15 protein-coding genes are annotated in these 16,079 nt (G+C 66.2%); 2 read left to right on the forward strand and 13 right to left on the reverse strand.

Annotated features, from left to right (window positions below):
• The 12 genes from FOB72_RS20325 to FOB72_RS20380 form a co-directional block, all read right to left on the reverse strand.
• A complete protein-coding gene (locus FOB72_RS20325; protein WP_191002358.1) occupies window positions 1-630 on the reverse strand; it encodes an ANTAR domain-containing response regulator in 630 nt (209 codons plus the stop codon).
• 4 nt (window positions 631-634) lie between these two features.
• Window positions 635-1,777, reverse strand: coding sequence for a transporter substrate-binding domain-containing protein (locus tag FOB72_RS20330; RefSeq protein ID WP_150374526.1), 1,143 nt, complete (start codon window positions 1,775-1,777; stop codon window positions 635-637).
• A gap of 9 nt (window positions 1,778-1,786) precedes the next feature.
• Complete coding sequence (locus tag FOB72_RS20335) at window positions 1,787-2,785, reverse strand: asparaginase (RefSeq protein WP_150374527.1); 999 nt, start codon at window positions 2,783-2,785, stop codon at window positions 1,787-1,789.
• A gap of 47 nt (window positions 2,786-2,832) precedes the next feature.
• Entirely contained in the window at window positions 2,833-3,540 is a 708-nt protein-coding gene (locus FOB72_RS20340) for an ABC transporter ATP-binding protein (RefSeq protein WP_150374528.1), read from the reverse strand.
• Window positions 3,537-5,372, reverse strand: coding sequence for an ABC transporter permease subunit (locus FOB72_RS20345; RefSeq protein ID WP_150374529.1), 1,836 nt, complete (start codon window positions 5,370-5,372; stop codon window positions 3,537-3,539). The genes FOB72_RS20340 and FOB72_RS20345 overlap by 4 nt, the downstream gene beginning before the upstream one ends.
• On the reverse strand, window positions 5,365-6,198 hold the full coding sequence (locus FOB72_RS20350; RefSeq protein ID WP_150374530.1) for a branched-chain amino acid ABC transporter permease: 834 nt from the start codon (window positions 6,196-6,198) through the stop codon (window positions 5,365-5,367). Before FOB72_RS20350 ends, FOB72_RS20345 begins: the two co-directional genes overlap by 8 nt.
• A gap of 9 nt (window positions 6,199-6,207) precedes the next feature.
• Window positions 6,208-7,371 carry a substrate-binding protein gene (locus tag FOB72_RS20355; RefSeq protein WP_150374531.1) on the reverse strand — a complete coding sequence of 388 codons (1,164 nt, stop codon included), beginning with the start codon at window positions 7,369-7,371 and terminating at the stop codon, window positions 6,208-6,210.
• Between the two features lie 38 nt (window positions 7,372-7,409).
• Window positions 7,410-8,297, reverse strand: coding sequence for a nitrilase family protein (locus FOB72_RS20360; RefSeq protein ID WP_150374532.1), 888 nt, complete (start codon window positions 8,295-8,297; stop codon window positions 7,410-7,412).
• A gap of 189 nt (window positions 8,298-8,486) precedes the next feature.
• A complete protein-coding gene (locus FOB72_RS20365; RefSeq protein WP_150374533.1) occupies window positions 8,487-10,247 on the reverse strand; it encodes an MOSC and FAD-binding oxidoreductase domain-containing protein in 1,761 nt (586 codons plus the stop codon).
• A 15-nt stretch (window positions 10,248-10,262) separates the two neighbouring features.
• Window positions 10,263-10,511, reverse strand: a complete 249-nt coding sequence (locus tag FOB72_RS20370; RefSeq protein ID WP_150374534.1) for a non-oxidative hydroxyarylic acid decarboxylases subunit D — start codon at window positions 10,509-10,511, stop codon at window positions 10,263-10,265.
• Between the two features lie 8 nt (window positions 10,512-10,519).
• Complete coding sequence (locus FOB72_RS20375; RefSeq protein ID WP_150374535.1) at window positions 10,520-11,947, reverse strand: non-oxidative hydroxyarylic acid decarboxylases subunit C; 1,428 nt, start codon at window positions 11,945-11,947, stop codon at window positions 10,520-10,522.
• A gap of 41 nt (window positions 11,948-11,988) precedes the next feature.
• Window positions 11,989-12,489 carry a pyridoxamine 5'-phosphate oxidase family protein gene (locus tag FOB72_RS20380; RefSeq protein WP_191002359.1) on the reverse strand — a complete coding sequence of 167 codons (501 nt, stop codon included), beginning with the start codon at window positions 12,487-12,489 and terminating at the stop codon, window positions 11,989-11,991.
• A gap of 82 nt (window positions 12,490-12,571) precedes the next feature.
• Between FOB72_RS20380 and FOB72_RS32240 the strand changes: the two genes are divergently transcribed.
• Together FOB72_RS32240 and FOB72_RS20385 are read left to right on the forward strand one after the other, a co-directional pair.
• On the forward strand, window positions 12,572-12,922 hold the full coding sequence (locus FOB72_RS32240; RefSeq protein WP_191002360.1) for a hypothetical protein: 351 nt from the start codon (window positions 12,572-12,574) through the stop codon (window positions 12,920-12,922).
• 85 nt (window positions 12,923-13,007) lie between these two features.
• Window positions 13,008-14,300 carry a hypothetical protein gene (locus tag FOB72_RS20385; protein ID WP_150374537.1) on the forward strand — a complete coding sequence of 431 codons (1,293 nt, stop codon included), beginning with the start codon at window positions 13,008-13,010 and terminating at the stop codon, window positions 14,298-14,300.
• Here FOB72_RS20385 and FOB72_RS20390 read toward each other — a convergent pair.
• Window positions 14,285-15,967 carry an ATP-binding protein gene (locus FOB72_RS20390; RefSeq protein WP_150374538.1) on the reverse strand — a complete coding sequence of 561 codons (1,683 nt, stop codon included), beginning with the start codon at window positions 15,965-15,967 and terminating at the stop codon, window positions 14,285-14,287. The genes FOB72_RS20385 and FOB72_RS20390 overlap by 16 nt on opposite strands.
• Window positions 15,968-16,079 lie beyond the last annotated feature (112 nt).

Consider the following 16,079-nt stretch of genomic DNA (forward strand, 5'->3'; position numbering starts at 1 on the left):
TCAGCGGCGCTTGCCCGCCGCGGGCTTCCCCAGCCCGAGCTTCTCCATCGACTCGTGCGCGTCGAGCACCATCATCGCCACTTCGGCCACGGTGATACGCAACTGCGTCGCGCGTTCGCGCATATATTCATAGGCCTGCGTCTCCGCCATCTGCTGGTGGTCGCCCAGGATGCGGATGGCCTTCTCGATCTGACGGCGCGAGCGGATCGTGGATTCGAGCTTGTCGATCTTGCCCTGCAAGCGGTGATAGAAGCTCTGGGACGAGCGCGCCAGCACCAGCGTGCTCAGAATGCCGGCGGAGCGGAACGGTTTCGTGATGACGCCGTGCGCGCGCGTGTCCAGCAGCAGCTTCAGCGTCGTGGGACTCTCGTAGTCGGACAACGCGACCAGCGCCGCGTCCACCGCGCCCGCATTCCATTCCGGGTTGCCTTCGAGGTCCTGCGAGACCTGGAAGAAGATCACATCCGAACCCGTGGGCGGGTCCGCCGGGTGCGGCCAGACGATCTTCAGCCGACAGCCGATCCGCTGGATCTGCTGGACGATGATGTCGCGATCTTCGCCCGGCGGGTACACGATCGTCACGCAGATGCTGCGCAGATCCTCATAGAGGCGACGAAGACTCGTACTCATGGGTTCACCTCAACCAGAATTCGGAGAACCCGAACGTAGACAGATAGGGGTCGGGACGGATCGGTTCCTTTGCCTCCCAGACGATATCGAACTGCCCGTCGCTGCGGCACACGCCGATGCGCGGCGTGAGGCAGCAGTGGTTGTTGTCCGCATCGAGCACGACGCGCCCTTCCGGCGAGTCGAACTCCACCGCATGCGCGGCCTCCACGAGCTTGCGCCGGTCCATGCTGCCGCAGCGCTGCAACGCGCGCGCGAACAGATGCACCTGCGTATAGGCCATCTCCGACCACGTGCTCGTCGGCCGGTCTCCGAACCGCCGGCGCCACAGGTCGATAAAGCGCTGGTTGCTCGCGTTTGGCAGCGACCCGAAGTACGTCGCGGACGTGATATGCCCCGCGCAGAGTTCGGGCCCGATCAGCCGGATCTCCTCTTCGGCCATCGAGAGGCTCGCAATCGGAATACGCTTCGGATCGAGCCCAAAATCGCGATAACGCTGATAGAACTGCCGCGCGGACTCGCCGACGAGCGTGGAGAACACGACGTCCGGCTGCAACGCCTTGATATCCGCGAGCACCTCGTCGAGGTCGCCCTGTTCCGCCTCGATCGGCAGGTAAACCTCGTCGAGCACCTCGCCGCCCTGCTGCTCCACCATATCGCGCATGATCCGGTTGGACTCGCGCGGATAGATATAGTCGGCACCGACCAGAAAGAACCGCGTGGCCTTGTTCTGCATCAGGTACGCGGCAAGCTGGACGCTGTTCTGATTCGGCACGGCACCGGTGTAGATGACGTTCGGCGAGTATTCGAAGCCTTCGTAGAACGAGCAGTACCAGAGCAGCGCGTTGTTGCGCTCGATCACGGGCAGCACGGCCTTGCGGCTCGACGACCGCGAGCAGCCGAAGATCACGGTGACCTCGTCCTCGACGAGCAGCCGCGTGGCGAGCTTGCGGTACTCGGTGGCGTCGCCCTTCGGGTCGTAGGCCACGGGAATCAGCGGACGATCGAGGACGCCGCCGATCCCGTTGATCTCCTCGATGGCCAGCGCGGTGCCGTAGAAGTGCTCGGACTCCGTGACGCCCGTCGCCCCGGAGCGCGAGAACAATACGCCAACGCGCCAGCCGTCGTCCTGCGCGGTGTCATCAGCCATGGTGCCTTCCTATCGGTCAAAGATCGCCTGCAATGCCGCCGCGTCGCGGGTTTCCTGCAGGGCGAGCATCAGCAGGATCCGCGCCTTCTGCGGGCTGAGGTTGTCCGCGAACACGGCGCCCGCGGCCTTCAGCGTCTGCCCGCCGCCCACGAACCCATAGGACGGCTGCACGCGCCCGTTGGGCACGCGCGTGGAGATCACCACGGGCACGCCGCCGGCAATCGCCTCGCGAATCGCTTCGTACATGGGTTCGTTCACATTGCCGAAGCCGAGCGCCTGAATGACGAGCCCCTTCGCACCGAGCCCCACGGCGGCACGGATCAGGTCGCCCGTGGCCCCGCCGAACATCGGCAGGATCTCGACGCGCGGCAGCGGCAGGGAGCCGATCGCCAGCGTCTGCCGCCGCGTCGTTGCCCGCGAGATCACGATGCGGTCCGGGTCGATCACGCCAAGCAGGCCGAAATCCCCGGACTTGAATGTCTCGACGTCGGCCGTATGCGTCTTGGTGACTTCCCGCGCGGCATTGATCTGATTGTTCATCGCAATGACCGCGCCCAGCCCCCGCGTATTCGGCGCCGCGCAGATCCGCGCCGCGTTGAGCAGGTTGCGCGGCCCGTCGAAATCGGGCGAGGACGCATTGCGCTGGGCGCCGATCAGCACCAGCGGCTTGTCGCCGCGAATCGTCAGGTCGAGGAACCAGGCCGTCTCCTCGAGCGTATCGGTGCCATGCGATACGATCACGCCGGCCACTTCCGGCCGCGCGAGAGCGGCCTCGACGGCGCGTTGCAGCGACACCCAGCGTTCCGCATCCATATAGTCGGACGGCACGTTCGAGAGGTTGTTCACCTCGAGCCGCACGATCTCCGAGATGCCGGGCACGATCGCCACCAGATCGTCGCCCGACAGCGCCGGCACCGGCGCGTTCCGGACGGGATCGATCTTCATGGCGATAGTGCCGCCGGTGGAGATCAGTTGGCACAGCGGCAGGCTTGCGGAAGCTGGGGTCATGACGAATACCGGTAAGAAAGAGTGGAGGTCCGCCGCTATTCTGACGGTCAGACGCGCAGATGTGCAAATACCGCATCGACGGCACCGGCCGCCCGCGCTTCGCCCTGATCGACCACTTCCCCTTGCTTGAGAATCACGTACCGGTCCGCGACCCTGAGCGCAAACGGCACGTTCTGCTCGACGATCAGCAGCGTCGTCCCACGTTGCGCGCGCTCCTGGATCAGCGCATTGGCCAGCCGGTCGATCACCGATGGCTGCAGCCCTTCGGTAATCTCGTCCAGCACGATGACCGAGGGCCGCATCATCAGTGCGCGGGCCAGCAGCAGCATCTTCTGTTCGCCGCCCGAGAGCGTGCCCGCCGGCTGCGGCAGCCGGGTCTTGAACACCGGAAACAGCGGCTCGATTGCCTCGAACCGCTCCTGGAACAGCGACTCCCTCGGCAGCCCCAGCCGCAGGTTGTCGCGGATGCTCAGGTCGGCGAACAGCGCATGCTCCTGCGCCGCGTAGGCAATGCCCTGCCGCGCGATGCGATGCGGCGGCATGCGCGTGATGTCTTCGCCGTGCAGGTAGACGGCGCCGGCCTTCTTGGGCAGAAAGCCCATGATCGACTTGAGCAGCGTGCTCTTTCCCATGCCGTTCTTGCCCAGCAGGGCCACCGCTTCCCCGGGGTTCACGTGCAGCGACAGATCGCGGAGGATCACCGCGCTGCGGTACCCGCTCGTGACACCTTCCAGCTTCAATGCGGCGGCACTCATGTCGTCTCCTTCTGCACGGCGGCGCTACCCGAATAGATGGTCCTGACCAGCGGGGAATTGACCACCTCCTGAAAGCTCCCCTCCATCGCGATGGTGCCCTGATGCAACACGACGATGCGTGTCGCGATCTGCTCGACGAAGTCGAGATCGTGCTCGACCAGCAGGCAGCACAGCCCGTAACGATGGGCCAGCGACGACAGCACCTCGCCGATATGCGTGCGCTCCGTCTTCGTGAGGCCGGCCGTCGGCTCGTCCAGCAGCACCACGCGCGGTGCCAGCGCGAGGACCATCGCCAGTTCGAGCGCCTGCTGCTCGCCATGCGACAGATCGCGCGCCACACTGCCCAGCTTCTGGTCGAGCCCCGTCACGCGGACCACATGCAGTGCATAGGCGGGCAACCGCAGCGAACGATCCTGCCCCGTGAGCGACGGCCGCTCCAGCCGCGTGCCCGCGATGCGCAGGCATTCGGCCACCGTCAGCGACTCGAAGATATTGGCGTTCTGAAACTTGCGGCCAAGCCCGAAGTGGACGCAGGTTTCGGGCGGGAACTGCCGGATATCGTGCCCGCACAGCTCGACCGTGCCGCCGCTGCGCGCGGCGCCATCGCTCATGCAGCGCATGAGCGTGGTCTTGCCCGCGCCGTTGGGGCCGATCAACCCGACGAGCTCGCCCGGCCGCGCTTCGAAGTCGATACCCTGCAGCACCTTGAGCGCCCCAAAATGCTTCTCCACGCCCGTCATGCGGATCGCGGGGCCGGCGCCCACCTCGGCTGCCTCGGTCGCTTCGGTCGCCACCCCGGCGGTTCGCTCCTCGAGCACGGGCAGGCTCGCCGTCGGCCGGCCCAGCCCGAACGGCTTCAGCAACAGCGGCATCAGCCCCTGCGGCATCAGCACGATGACCACCACGAATGCGGCGCCCAGAATCAGCTGCCACGCAAACGGCATGCTCCCGCTGAGATAGGCGGTGGCGACGTTGATCAGCACCGCGCCCGTCAACGGGCCCCAGAGCGTGCCGCGCCCGCCGAGCGCCGCCCAGATGATGAACTCGGTGCCGAGCGCAAACCCCGCGAGTTCAGGCGCCACGACCCCGCTGAACGATCCGTACCCAAACCCGGCGATGCCGGCGACGGCACCCATGGCGACGAGCAGCACGATCTTCACCAGCGACGTATCGATGCCCAGATAGGTGCAGCGGGACTCGTTGTCGCGAATGGCAGCCAGAATGCGCCCCGCATCGCTGCGCACGAGCATCCAGCCCAGCAGGCCCGCCAGCAGCAGCGCGCCGCCCGCGATCCAGTACCAGGTCTCGATCGAGAAATCGAAGGTCTCGTAACCCGTGAGTCCGGAACTCGATCCGGTCCAGTCGCCGCCCGAGAGCAGCAACTGCGTGAGGACGATCGGCAGCACCAGCGAGATCACGGTCGCAAAGAATGGCGAGGCGCCGCGGTAGAACGAGAGCCAGCCCACCAGCGCCGCCACGGCCGCGCTCACGGCGATGGTCAATCCCACACCGAGCAATACCATGCCCATGCTGAAACCGCCGTGCGTGAACACGAGCCCCGAGACATACGCTCCGATGCCGAAGAACGCGGACTGCCCGAACGTCAGGTAACCGGTGTAGCCCCAGAGGATATCCACCGTGATCACGACGATCGCAAAGAAGAACGCCTTGATCAGGATGTTCTGCAGGTACGTATCGAAGAGCCACGGGCCCGCCGCGAGCACGATCAATGCTATCGCGCCCAAGCCCGCCAGCCGCGACGCCGAGGGCCGCGACCGCGCCGCGCCCGCTTCCCGCCCCGAACCGGGCAACGTCATATCTCGGTCAGCCATGAGAGAACCCCTTCGGACGAATCCGCAACGTCACCGCGGCCAGCACCGCGATGGTCAGCCCGCCGAGCACGGGGTTGGCATAGGTGCTGACCAGTACCTGCGCGGCGCCGAAGACCACGCAGGTCAGCAGCAGGCTCGCCATGGAATGGCCGGACACCATCACCAGCATGAACGCGCTGATCAGCCACGGCAGGCCCATGTTCGGATCGACGCTCGAGAGCGGCGTGATCATGGCCCCGGCCAGCGTCCCCAACCCCGCACCCAGACAGAACGTGACAAAGCGCACGCGTCCCGAGTGGATGCCCAGGCTGCTGGCCAGGTCCTCGTTCATGATCACGGCGCGTGTGTTGACGCCGAACCGGGTGCCCGTCAGCAGCGCCGTCAGCAACAGGCACAGCACCACGGCCACGGGCACCAGCACGAGCCGGTACGCGGAGTACTCGACGCCGAAGACCGACCACGTCCCCGCGAGCGGCGCATCCGCGAACTGGACCTCGCGGCCGAATGCCATCACGATGAGCTGCCCGATGACGATGCTGAGCCCCCACGTCGCGAGGATGGCATCCAGCGGGCGCTTGTAGAGGGGCCGGACGATCAGCCATTCCACGAGCATGCCCACCAGCACCCCCGCGACCATCGCGAGCGGCCAGCCGAGCCACGGGTCGATATGGAGGCGCGTCACCACGTAGCTGGCGTAGCCGCCCAGCGTCAGCAGCGCCCCATGCGCGAAGTTCACGATCTTCATGACCCCGAAGATCATCATGAGGCCTGCCGTCACGACGAACAGCATGCTCGCCGTGGTCAGCAGATCCAGCAATAGCACCATGGTGCCTCCTTACTTGATGTTCGGGCATTGCGCGCCCGGATCCACGTTCGCAAAGGTCTCGAGGATCTTGATCGTACCGTTCGCCTGCACCTGGCCCAGCCGCATCGAGAGCGGCGTATGCCGGCTCTTGTTCATCTGCACCGTGCCGCGCGGCCCCGTATACGACACCTCGCCGAGCGCCTTCGTGACCTTGGCCGGATCGATCGAACCCGCCTTCTCCGCCGCGGCCTTGTACAGATAGAACGCCTCGTACTGCGGTTCGGACAACTCGTTCGGCGTCTTCAGGTCCGCGCCGAACTTCTTCTGCATCGCGGCCATGAACTTCTTGTTCTCCGGCGTATCGATGCTCGTCAGGTACGACGCCGACATATACAGGCCGTCCGCCACATCGCCCATCGTCTTCGCCGTGCCCTCGTCGATCGCCAGGTTGCCATACGGCAGCGTCAGGCCCGCGCCCTTGATCTGCTTGGCCAGCGACACGTTCGGCGCGCCTCCCGCCGTGGCGCTGATCAGCGCGTCGGGCTTGGCCGCGCGGATCTTGGAGACGACGGTCGTCCAGTCGCTGCCGTCGATCGGAAGGTACTCCTCGCCGATCACCTTGCCACCCTGGCGCTCGATGTATTTCTTCGTGAAATCGAGCATGCCGCGGCCGAACGCATAGTCATTGCCGACCAGGAAGAACGTCTTGGCGTTCTTGTTCTTGCTGAAGTAGTCCACCACCGGCGCGACCTGCTGCTCGGGCACCCAGCCGTTCACGTACATCCAGTTGTTGCACGATCGCCCCTCGTAGAAGGACGTATAGATATAGGGCACCTTGCCCTTGCTGATCACCGGGAGTGCCGCATTGCGGGCCGCGCTTGTCTCCATGGCGATGACCGCATTGACCTTCTTCTGGAACACCAGCGTGTCGAACGCTTTCTGCGCGCCGACGGCGCCCGAGGCGTCGTCCACGATCTCCAGTTCGATCTTGCGGCCCAGAATGCCGCCGGCGGCGTTGATCTCCTCGACCGCCAGTTGCGACGACTGCACGACGGCGGGCGCCACCACGCTATTGGCGCCCGACAGGCCGACGGCGACCCCGATCCGGATGGGATCGGCCGCGTAAACGTGGGAGGCCACCAGTGCGGCAGCGGCGACGATGCCAGCGCGAACGGTAAACGGAAAGGCTTTCATAAGAGCTCCTGTGTCGATGGGGGGAACGGAAGGTCGGGTCAGTAAGGCGGCAACGGCGCGCCCGTACCTAGCATGGCGTCGTAAAGGTCCCGGCGCCGGTCGCGCAGGACATGATTGAAGGCGCTGATCTGCCGCGCGCGGCGCGCGACGTTCAGGTCCACGCGCGCATAAAGGATTTCTTCGCGATCGCGCGAGGCCGGGCCCGCCATGGGCCACCCATCGGCGCCCACGATCAGGCTCTGCCCGATAAACGGCTGGCCGCGCTCGACGCCCACCCGGTTCGCGCAGACGATGGTGAGCCCGTTGCTGTGCGCGCCGGCCATGGCCAGCGTATTGGCCATCGCGGGACGGTCCGCGGGCTGGTTGGGCATCGGCACCCAGTTCGTGGGCATGGCCACGATATCGGCGCCCTGCATCGCCAGCAGCCGGAACGTCTCCGGAAACCAGCCGTCGTAGCACACCACGATGCCGAGCCGTCCGAACTCGGTATGGAACACGGGCAGGCCCTTGTCGCCGGGCTCGAAGAACAGGTTTTCCTCGCCCCAGAGATGGAGCTTGCGATAGGTGCCGAGATGCCCCTCCGGGCTGACCAGCACCGCCGAGTTGTAGAGCCGGCCGCCCTCGCGTTCGGCAATGCCGGCGGCGATATGGATGCCGTGCCGGCGCGCGGCGTCGATCCACGCCTGCGTGGTGGGGCCGTCCGGCACCGGTTCGGCCAGCGCGAACGCTTCCGCGCGGCTGCTGAAGACGTAGCCCGAGTTGGCAAGTTCGGGCAGCACCACGAGCGTGGCCCCATGGGCGGCCGCTTCGCCGATCAACGCCAGGGACCGCGCCACGTTCTCTTCCTTGCTCCCCACGTGCGGCGCCATCTGGATGCTGGCGACGGTGATGCACGGAAATGGGGACGATTCGTTCTGCTCGGACATGCACGCTCCAAAAAGCAAAAAGCCCCTGACTGCGCACGACGCGCATGTCAGGGGCTTTCATAGCCGGTATGTGGTCAGCAATGTTGCTGAGGGTTGCCGAAGGGGCCTTGCCCGATCGACCGTCGCATTCTCGGCGCTCGGGAAATCGACCGTCAACTAGGTAGATACCCTAGCTCGCACCGCATTGCCCTAGAGCTCGATCTGCACATCGCCCTCGGGTGTCGCGCAGCACAGCAGCACGGTGCCATCGGGCGGTGGCGAGAGCGGCTGCGGGGAATACCGGACCTTGCCGTCGAGCAGGTTGGCCCGGCAGTTATGGCACACGCCCGTCCGGCACGACCATCTGACCGGTACCGCGCAGGCTTCGGCCAGGTCCAGCAGGCCCTTGTAGCGGTCGCTCCAGTTGACCCGGAGGCCGCTGCGGACGAAGGCGACGACCGGGCCGTCCCCGGCGGGCCCGTCGGGCAGATGCGGTGCGATGGCGGGAGTGCCGGACCCGGTGCCGAGCTCGACGCCGAAGACCTCTTCGTGGATCTGGCTGCCGGCCACGCCCCACGCGGTCAGCTGCGCGCGCATCTCGCGCAGGAACGGCTGCGGGCCGCACAGGTAGAAATCGGCGGTCGCCGGCACGCCGTCGGCCTGCATATGCGCGACCGACAGATGGCCTTCCAGATCGAACGCGCGCGCGGTCCGGTCCGCATCGCTCGGCCGGCTATAGGCGACGTGCATCGTCGTGCGGGGGCTGCGGGCGGCCAGCGCCTGCAACTCGTCGCGAAAGGCATGGTGCCGGCCATCGCGCGCGCCGTGGAACCACCAGACGTCGCGCGGAGCGTCCTTCTCTTCCGCGAGCGCGTACAGCATCGCGAGCATGGGCGTCACGCCGATGCCTGCGCTGACGAGCACGACGGGCGCGTCGCCGGGGGTCAGCCGGAACGTCCCGCGCGGGGCGCTCGCCTCGATCGTCGTGCCCGCTTCCGCATGGGCATGCAGATAGCGGCTGACCACGCCGTGGTCCTCCTGCTTGACGCTGATGCGGAACACGCCGAGCGACGGGTCGCCCGACAGCGAATACATGCGAATCTCGTCGGCGCCGCCTTCCATGCCAACTGCGCCCGCCCCGATCTTGACCGCGATATGCTGCCCGGCCAGCGAACGCGGCAGCGTTGCGCCATCCGCAGCCTCGAGCCAGAACGACTTCACGCCCTCGCATTCGGGTACCACGCGCGCGATGCGCATGTCGCGAAACCCCGCCCACGCCAGCGCGGGCTCGCTCGGATCGAGCCCCGCATTGCCGCCGGCACCCGTGCCCTGCGCGGCCAGCATGGACTCGAACGATTGCCGCCAGCCGGGGCTCAGCGCGCCGATCCGCAGCACCTTGCGCAGCGCGTCCTCGGGATGCCGCTCCGTATAGAGCAACTGATCGACCTCCGTCACGGACATCTGCCCGGGCCCCTTCGACAGGAGCACGATCTCGTCGCCCGCGCCGATCTCGCCCTCCTGGATCACGCGCATATAGAAACCGGGCCGTCCATGCGTGACCACGAGCGCGGGCAATTCGGGATGCGCCATGCGGATCCCGAGCCGATAGCAGGTCACGCGCGGCTGCGAGACCTCGAACTCGGCCGTGCCGATGCGATAGCGATCGCCGATGCAGACGTCGGCGTCTTCGAGCCCGTCCACCGTGAGGTTCTCGCCAAACTGCCCGTACTCGTACCGGTCACGCCCCAGAAACGCGTTCCAGAACCGGTACGACGACATCTGGTAGACCATGACCGCGCGCTGCTCCCCGCCGTGGCCCTGCAGATCCGTCTGCGCATCGCCATCGATATTCAGCCGTCGCACCATCACGCGTCCGGCGACCGGCGATTTCCAGATCGACGAACGAACGGTCCGGCCCTGCCATGCGACCTCGCGGGTCTTGCCGACATTCACGGATAACAGCATGGCCATGGTGGACTCCGAAGATCAATCCTTGTGCCGCAGGGGCGGAATGGCAGGCACCACCGGCATATGCGGAATGTCCTGCGCGGACAGCCTGAACACGGCCGGATAGCGGTCGCGGTCGGTATTCTCCGCGGGCTCCGTCGAGCGCCATGTATACCGGCATGTGTTGCACCCGAATATCGTCCAGACGTCCGCCACCGCCGACTTGGCATGGGTCTCGATCGTGGACGCGCCGCAGCGCGGGCAGACTGCCGAGTCATCGTCTTGCATGGCCATCCTCACTTGCGCAGCGCGTGGATCAGGGGCAGCAGCTTCTCGCGCCAGGCGTCGGTCTGCTGGGGCGTATCGAGGACCTCGCCATAGTCGCCGCGCCGGTCGGGCGCCTTCGGCGTGGTCGCATCGATGATCATCTTGTGCGCCATGCCATTGGGCTCGCCGGCCGGGTCGAGCAGGTTCTCCGCGAGGTTCGGGATGATCACCACATCCCCCGCCGGATTCGTGCGGACGGACATCGCCCACATGACCTGGTTCAGATTGAACGGATCGATGTCCTCATCGACCACGATCACGATCTTGGCGTAGCCGAGGCCATGCGGGGTCGTCAGCACGCCCATGCCGACCGACTTGGCAAAGCCGCCGTACCGCACGCGCGTGGAGACGATCACGACCAGACCGTGCGTGTACAGCGCGTTGACGGCGACCACCTCGGGGAACATGCGGTTGAGCTGGATAAAGATCGGCGCGCTGGTCGTCATCGCCTGCAGAAAATCGATCTCGGTCCAGGGGCGGCCCACATACACGGATTCGAAGATCGGATCCTTGCGATGCGATACCCGGTCGATCTCGATAACGGGGTAAAGATGCCCGCCCGAGTAGTAGCCGGGAAACTCGCCGAACGGACCTTCGATCTCGCGCTGCCGCGCCACGATCCGGCCTTCGAGCACGTACTCCGAGCCCCACGGTACATCGAGCCCCTTCTCCGTCCGCACGACCTTGTACGGCTCGCCCTGCATCACCGCGGCCATCTTGTACTCGAGCTGGTCGTAGCGCAGCGGCGTGGCGCCCATCAACAGGATGATCGGCTCGTTGCCGATGCAGATGGCGATCGGCAGATCCTCGCCACGCGCCTCGGCATGCGAGAGATGGATCGCGATATCGTGCTGCGGCACGGGCTGGATGCCGATGCGGTTGGGGCCCTTCACCATGAGCCGGTAGACGCCCACGTTCTCCACGTCGTCGTTGTCCCAGTCGTCGGGGTCGCGCGACACGATGCAGGCCTTGTCGATATAGAACCCGCCGTCGCCGCGATTGAGCCGGAACAGTGGCAGCAGGTCGAACAGGTTGATATCGTGCGCGACGCTCACCTCCTGCCACGGCGCGCTATCGACACGCTGCATCTCCCCCGGAAACAGCTCGAAGCGGCGCACGAACTCGAAGAACTGCGCCTTCAGCGAGGCCGTCTTGTCCATGCCGAGCGCCAGCGCATGATTGGGCCACGAGCCGTGCGTGTTCAGCACGACCTGCGCGCCGGGACTGCCGGCGATATTGTCGAACAGGATGGCCGGCACCTCGTCGCCGATCTGGGCCAGCGCGCAGGCGGCCGCGGCCAGGTCGGGTTCGAATTGCACCGGATCTTTCATCCGGAGCAGTTGCCCCTGCTGTTCGAGCACGGTGAGAAACGCGCGAAAATCGGGATAGGCTTGCATGCGGACACTCCCGGTCACATCGTCAACGCCTGGAAAACGGCTCAGAATGCCGCGCGCAGGGCCTCGATCTGCCGCGTCCAGCGCGCCACGACCGGTTCTTGTTCGTACAGGAAAAAGGTGATGCCGCTGCTCACGCTCGCATACGGTGCGCGATGAAACCGCACGGACACCGGATCGGCCTCGAACAGCGCAAGCCCGGTCATTGCGGGCATATCGCCGAGCCGCCGGCTCGTCAGCCGGACTTCGCACATGCCACCCTCGCGCGAATACGTGACCGTGACGCGGGGGTCGCGATGGAGATTGGCGGCGGTGGTGGAGGCGGCGAAGACGGCGAACCGCAGCGCGCCCGCCGGCGTCGCCACCATATCGCCGGCGCTGAGCAGCGCGGCGTGGGGCCAGCCTTCTTCATCGACGGTCGAGATGCGCAGGGCCTGCATCTTCGACGGCAGGTCGCGCCCATCCAGATACGCGACGAGGTCCGCAGGCAGCGCGCTCGACGCTTCCGCCCGCGGGGGCGTGTAGGAGTGATCTGTTCTGTTCACGACGCCTCCGATCGGCCATTGGCGTCGACCAGTATATGTACTGCGCCAGCTTCCCGCGCACGCAAAGTTGCGCGCATCGTCGATGCTGCCGGTGATCAGCATCAGCGGCTCGTCTTTACGAAAGATTGACACCCGCCGCCCGCCTCTTGACGCAGCTTCTACCGCCGCCCGCATAACCTCGAAGCAAACCACTATCGAGACCGCCATGGGCGCCACCGTCCTCTGGTACCGACTCCTGCTGGCCGGCATCGCCGTCGTCTGGCTGATCGTGCTGTTCCTGCTCCAATACCGCCTGACGGACGCCCTCGGCCGCCGGGAAAACGAAGCCCTCGCCGCCGAGGGCGCGGATGTACTGTCGCACTGTGCTGACTCTGGCCATCGCGTTGATCGAAGTCATGGGATAGCAACGGCCACATCGCCTTCTGGCGCCTAACATGGAACATGGTGGATGCCCTCTCGCTCGCGCGGGGCGTCCGGATGATCGATGGCCACAGGTGGCGCTAACTCAGGGCAGATGCATGGAACAACAGACTCCCGTAGCAGATTCGCAAACGCATACCCGGCTCGTTATCGGTGCCGTGACACTCTGGGCCGTGTCCATGGTGCTGGTGGCCACGTTCCTGTTCGATACGTGGCCGCACGAGTGGCTCGACGACGAGCAGCGGGAGCCGTGGTTTCATGCGATCGTCGTGGTCGTGCTGACCTTGCTGGCGTTCTTTTGCAGCAATCTGCATCACCATGTCGTGCACGAGCGTGAGCGGCGCGAGCATGCGCGGGAGGCTGGCGACGGCGGGGAGCCCGACGAGGGGTCGGCCGAGAAGGCAAACCACAGCGAAGGCTTTCTCTTCAGGATCTTTGGCTCCTGGTGGGGCATCGCCATCGTGTTCGTGATCCCGACCGCCGCCTATTTCGGCGCGCATACCCTGCATTCCCCGCTGCCCGAGCCCGCGATCTTCGTGATGGCCGTCGTGGCCATCTACGTCGCGGCCGAGCACTATGCCTCGCTGGACAAGCAGCGCGAGGACCTGCGATGGGTGACCGACGAGCTCGGCAAGCAGGTCACGAGCATGCAGAACGCGCTCGGCGCGCGCGACGGGCGCACGCGGATCTACGCGGCCTATTGCCAGCCGCCCGCGCCCGGCGGACATGGCGCCCCCATCCACGCGATCTACCGGTCGTTCGATATCGACGAGGCCTGGCTCGGCACCGGTGACTGGGCCGCCTATATGGCCTCGACGCAGACCACATCGCTCGTCGGCGCCCTGCAAAGCGGCGACCGCCGCATGGTGCGGATCGTCACGCCGCCCCCGGCATCGGCCGTCCGCGACGCCATCGAGGCCGCGGACCGGTTCCACAACCTCATCGGCCTGCTCTGGCACTGGCTGGTTCTTCATCGGTACCAGGCCGGAGGCGCGGGGTTCGACTTCCGCATCGCCATCGCCGACACCCCGCACTGGGTCCACGAAGTCGATGGCAAGGTCCTGCAGATCGCGGGCGAATATCCGCACGAACTGCGCGTCCGCGACATGACCTTCGACATGGGCGACATGGCCCCGCGATTCGCCGCATGGGTGCGCGAGGACATCGAGGCGCTGTGCGCGCGGGGCCAGAGCGCCGAATCGTTTCTCGGCGAAGCGCTGCAGCCGGGAGCATCCGACTCCGCCGCGCTGATGGACCGGCTGGGCTGGCCGCAATGGGCCATGCACGCGGGCACGCGCTACGGCATCCGGCAGCATCCGGACGCGCTCCGCCCACGATTCCAGCAACTGATCGAGCAGTTTCGCGCGGCCGGCGCTCAGCCCCGCGTCTGAAAGACCTTGCTGATCGTCCGCGCAAGGTCCTCGATGGAATACGGCTTGCTCAGCAGCACGACGCCTTCGTCGAGCCGCCCGTCATGGAAGATCTCGTCGCGCGTATAGCCCGACGTGAAGATGACGCGCGCATCATGGGGCGGCCCGGCCGCAATCCGGGCCAGTTCGCTGCTGCGCACCGTTCCCGGCATCACCACGTCGGTAAACAGCAGATCGACCCCATCGGCCTGCTGCAACAAGGCCAGCGCCGCATCGCCATCCTTGGCGGAGAGCACGCGATGCCCGAGCTGGGACAGCATGTCGATGGCCGAAAGCCTGACATCCGCGTTGTCCTCGACGACCAGCACCGTGAGTTCGCCCCCGGCATCGCATACGGCTGTGCCCTCGTCGTCCGGCGACAGGTCCTTGTGTGTCCGCGGGAAATAGAGCGACACCGTCGTGCCCTCCCCGGGCACGGTATGCAGGTCGATATGCCCCTGGCTCTGCTTCACAAACCCGAACACCATGCTCAGGCCGAGCCCGGTTCCATGCCCCTCGGGCTTGGTCGAAAAGAACGGCTCGAATGCGCGAGCCCGGATCTCTTCCGACATCCCTGTCCCTTCGTCGATCACCGCCACCCGCACATACTCGCCAGCCGGAAGATCGGAACCGCCCTCCGGCGGCGCATCATCCGATCTGACGACGTTGCCTACCTCGATGCGAATCGTGCCCGCATCCCCCTGCGCATCGCGCGCGTTGTTGACGAGGTTCAGCAGCGCGCCCTCGAGCTGGATCGGATCCGCATAAAGATTCCAGGCATCGCCGGGGATCTCGACGACCCGTCGAAAGCGCTCCGGCACCGCGCGGCGGAGCAGGTCGGAAAGCGCTTCCGCCATCCGCGGCGGACTGACGACCGAAGGACTCAGCGGCTGCCGCCGCGCGAACGCGAGCAGTTGCTGCGCGAGCCTGGCCCCGCGCGCCACCGCCGCATTGGCCGCCAGGATCCTCGCCTGCAGGCGCTCATCGTCGCCAACCGCAAGCCGCAGCAATTGCAGATTCGACGAAATCACCTGCAGCACGTTGTTGAAATCGTGCGCCACGCCACCGGTCAACCCGCCCACGGCCTCGAGCTTCTGCACTTGCCGCAGGCGGTCTTCCGCGGCCGCCCGCGCCTTGACTTCGTGCCCGACGCGCGCCTCCAGGGTCTGGTTGAGCAGAGACAGCGCCTGCTCGGCCTCGCCGTGCGCCTTCTCGGCAAGCATCCGGGCAGTGGTTTCGAACACGATGGCGATGACGCCGGCGGGCACGCCCGCATCATCGACGACGGGGCTGTAGTGTAGGTCCATCCAGACGTCCTCGGGCCTGCCATTGCGATGGAGGACGAGCGACTTGTCGCGATACGACAGCACGGCCCCTGCGAGCACGGTGTCCACCACATGCCGGTTGAACGCCGCGATCTCGGGCCATCCTTCCTCGACCGGCTTGCCGAGCAGGGACGGATGTCGCCCGCCGGCGAACACCGCATAGGCGTCGTTGTAGATCATCGTGCCGGCCTGCCCCCAGAGCATGACGAGCGGAACCGGACATGCCAGCAACATCTGGATATTGGCATTGAGACTGCCGGACCAGCCATCCCTTCGGCCCAGTCCGGTGTCCTGCCAGTCGTACGCGGCAATGCGCCGGGCCATCTCTCCGTCCCAGCCAGGGGACGGATTATGGGATGACGGCCAGGCTGCGGTTACGGTCATGGTTTGGCGTCAGTGCATGGATCGTTGCACTATACCCACTCCACGCCTCGCA

Source organism: Cupriavidus pauculus, assembly GCF_008693385.1.
Classification (GTDB): domain Bacteria; phylum Pseudomonadota; class Gammaproteobacteria; order Burkholderiales; family Burkholderiaceae; genus Cupriavidus; species Cupriavidus pauculus_D.

Coding starts and splice junctions, on each gene's coding strand:
- FOB72_RS20345 (WP_150374529.1), bottom strand. CDS start 5,372: ATGGCTGACCGAGATATGACGTTGCCCGGTTCGGGGCGGGAAGCGGGC.
- FOB72_RS20355 (WP_150374531.1), bottom strand. CDS start 7,371: ATGAAAGCCTTTCCGTTTACCGTTCGCGCTGGCATCGTCGCCGCTGCC.
- FOB72_RS20340 (WP_150374528.1), bottom strand. CDS start 3,540: ATGAGTGCCGCCGCATTGAAGCTGGAAGGTGTCACGAGCGGGTACCGC.
- FOB72_RS20365 (WP_150374533.1), bottom strand. CDS start 10,247: ATGGCCATGCTGTTATCCGTGAATGTCGGCAAGACCCGCGAGGTCGCA.
- FOB72_RS20375 (WP_150374535.1), bottom strand. CDS start 11,947: ATGCAAGCCTATCCCGATTTTCGCGCGTTTCTCACCGTGCTCGAACAG.
- FOB72_RS20370 (WP_150374534.1), bottom strand. CDS start 10,511: ATGCAAGACGATGACTCGGCAGTCTGCCCGCGCTGCGGCGCGTCCACG.
- FOB72_RS20330 (WP_150374526.1), bottom strand. CDS start 1,777: ATGGCTGATGACACCGCGCAGGACGACGGCTGGCGCGTTGGCGTATTG.
- FOB72_RS20335 (WP_150374527.1), bottom strand. CDS start 2,785: ATGACCCCAGCTTCCGCAAGCCTGCCGCTGTGCCAACTGATCTCCACC.
- FOB72_RS20350 (WP_150374530.1), bottom strand. CDS start 6,198: ATGGTGCTATTGCTGGATCTGCTGACCACGGCGAGCATGCTGTTCGTC.
- FOB72_RS20390 (WP_150374538.1), bottom strand. CDS start 15,967: ATGGCCCGGCGCATTGCCGCGTACGACTGGCAGGACACCGGACTGGGC.
- FOB72_RS32240 (WP_191002360.1), top strand. CDS start 12,572: ATGCTGCCGGTGATCAGCATCAGCGGCTCGTCTTTACGAAAGATTGAC.
- FOB72_RS20325 (WP_191002358.1), bottom strand. CDS start 630: ATGAGTACGAGTCTTCGTCGCCTCTATGAGGATCTGCGCAGCATCTGC.
- FOB72_RS20385 (WP_150374537.1), top strand. CDS start 13,008: ATGGAACAACAGACTCCCGTAGCAGATTCGCAAACGCATACCCGGCTC.
- FOB72_RS20360 (WP_150374532.1), bottom strand. CDS start 8,297: ATGTCCGAGCAGAACGAATCGTCCCCATTTCCGTGCATCACCGTCGCC.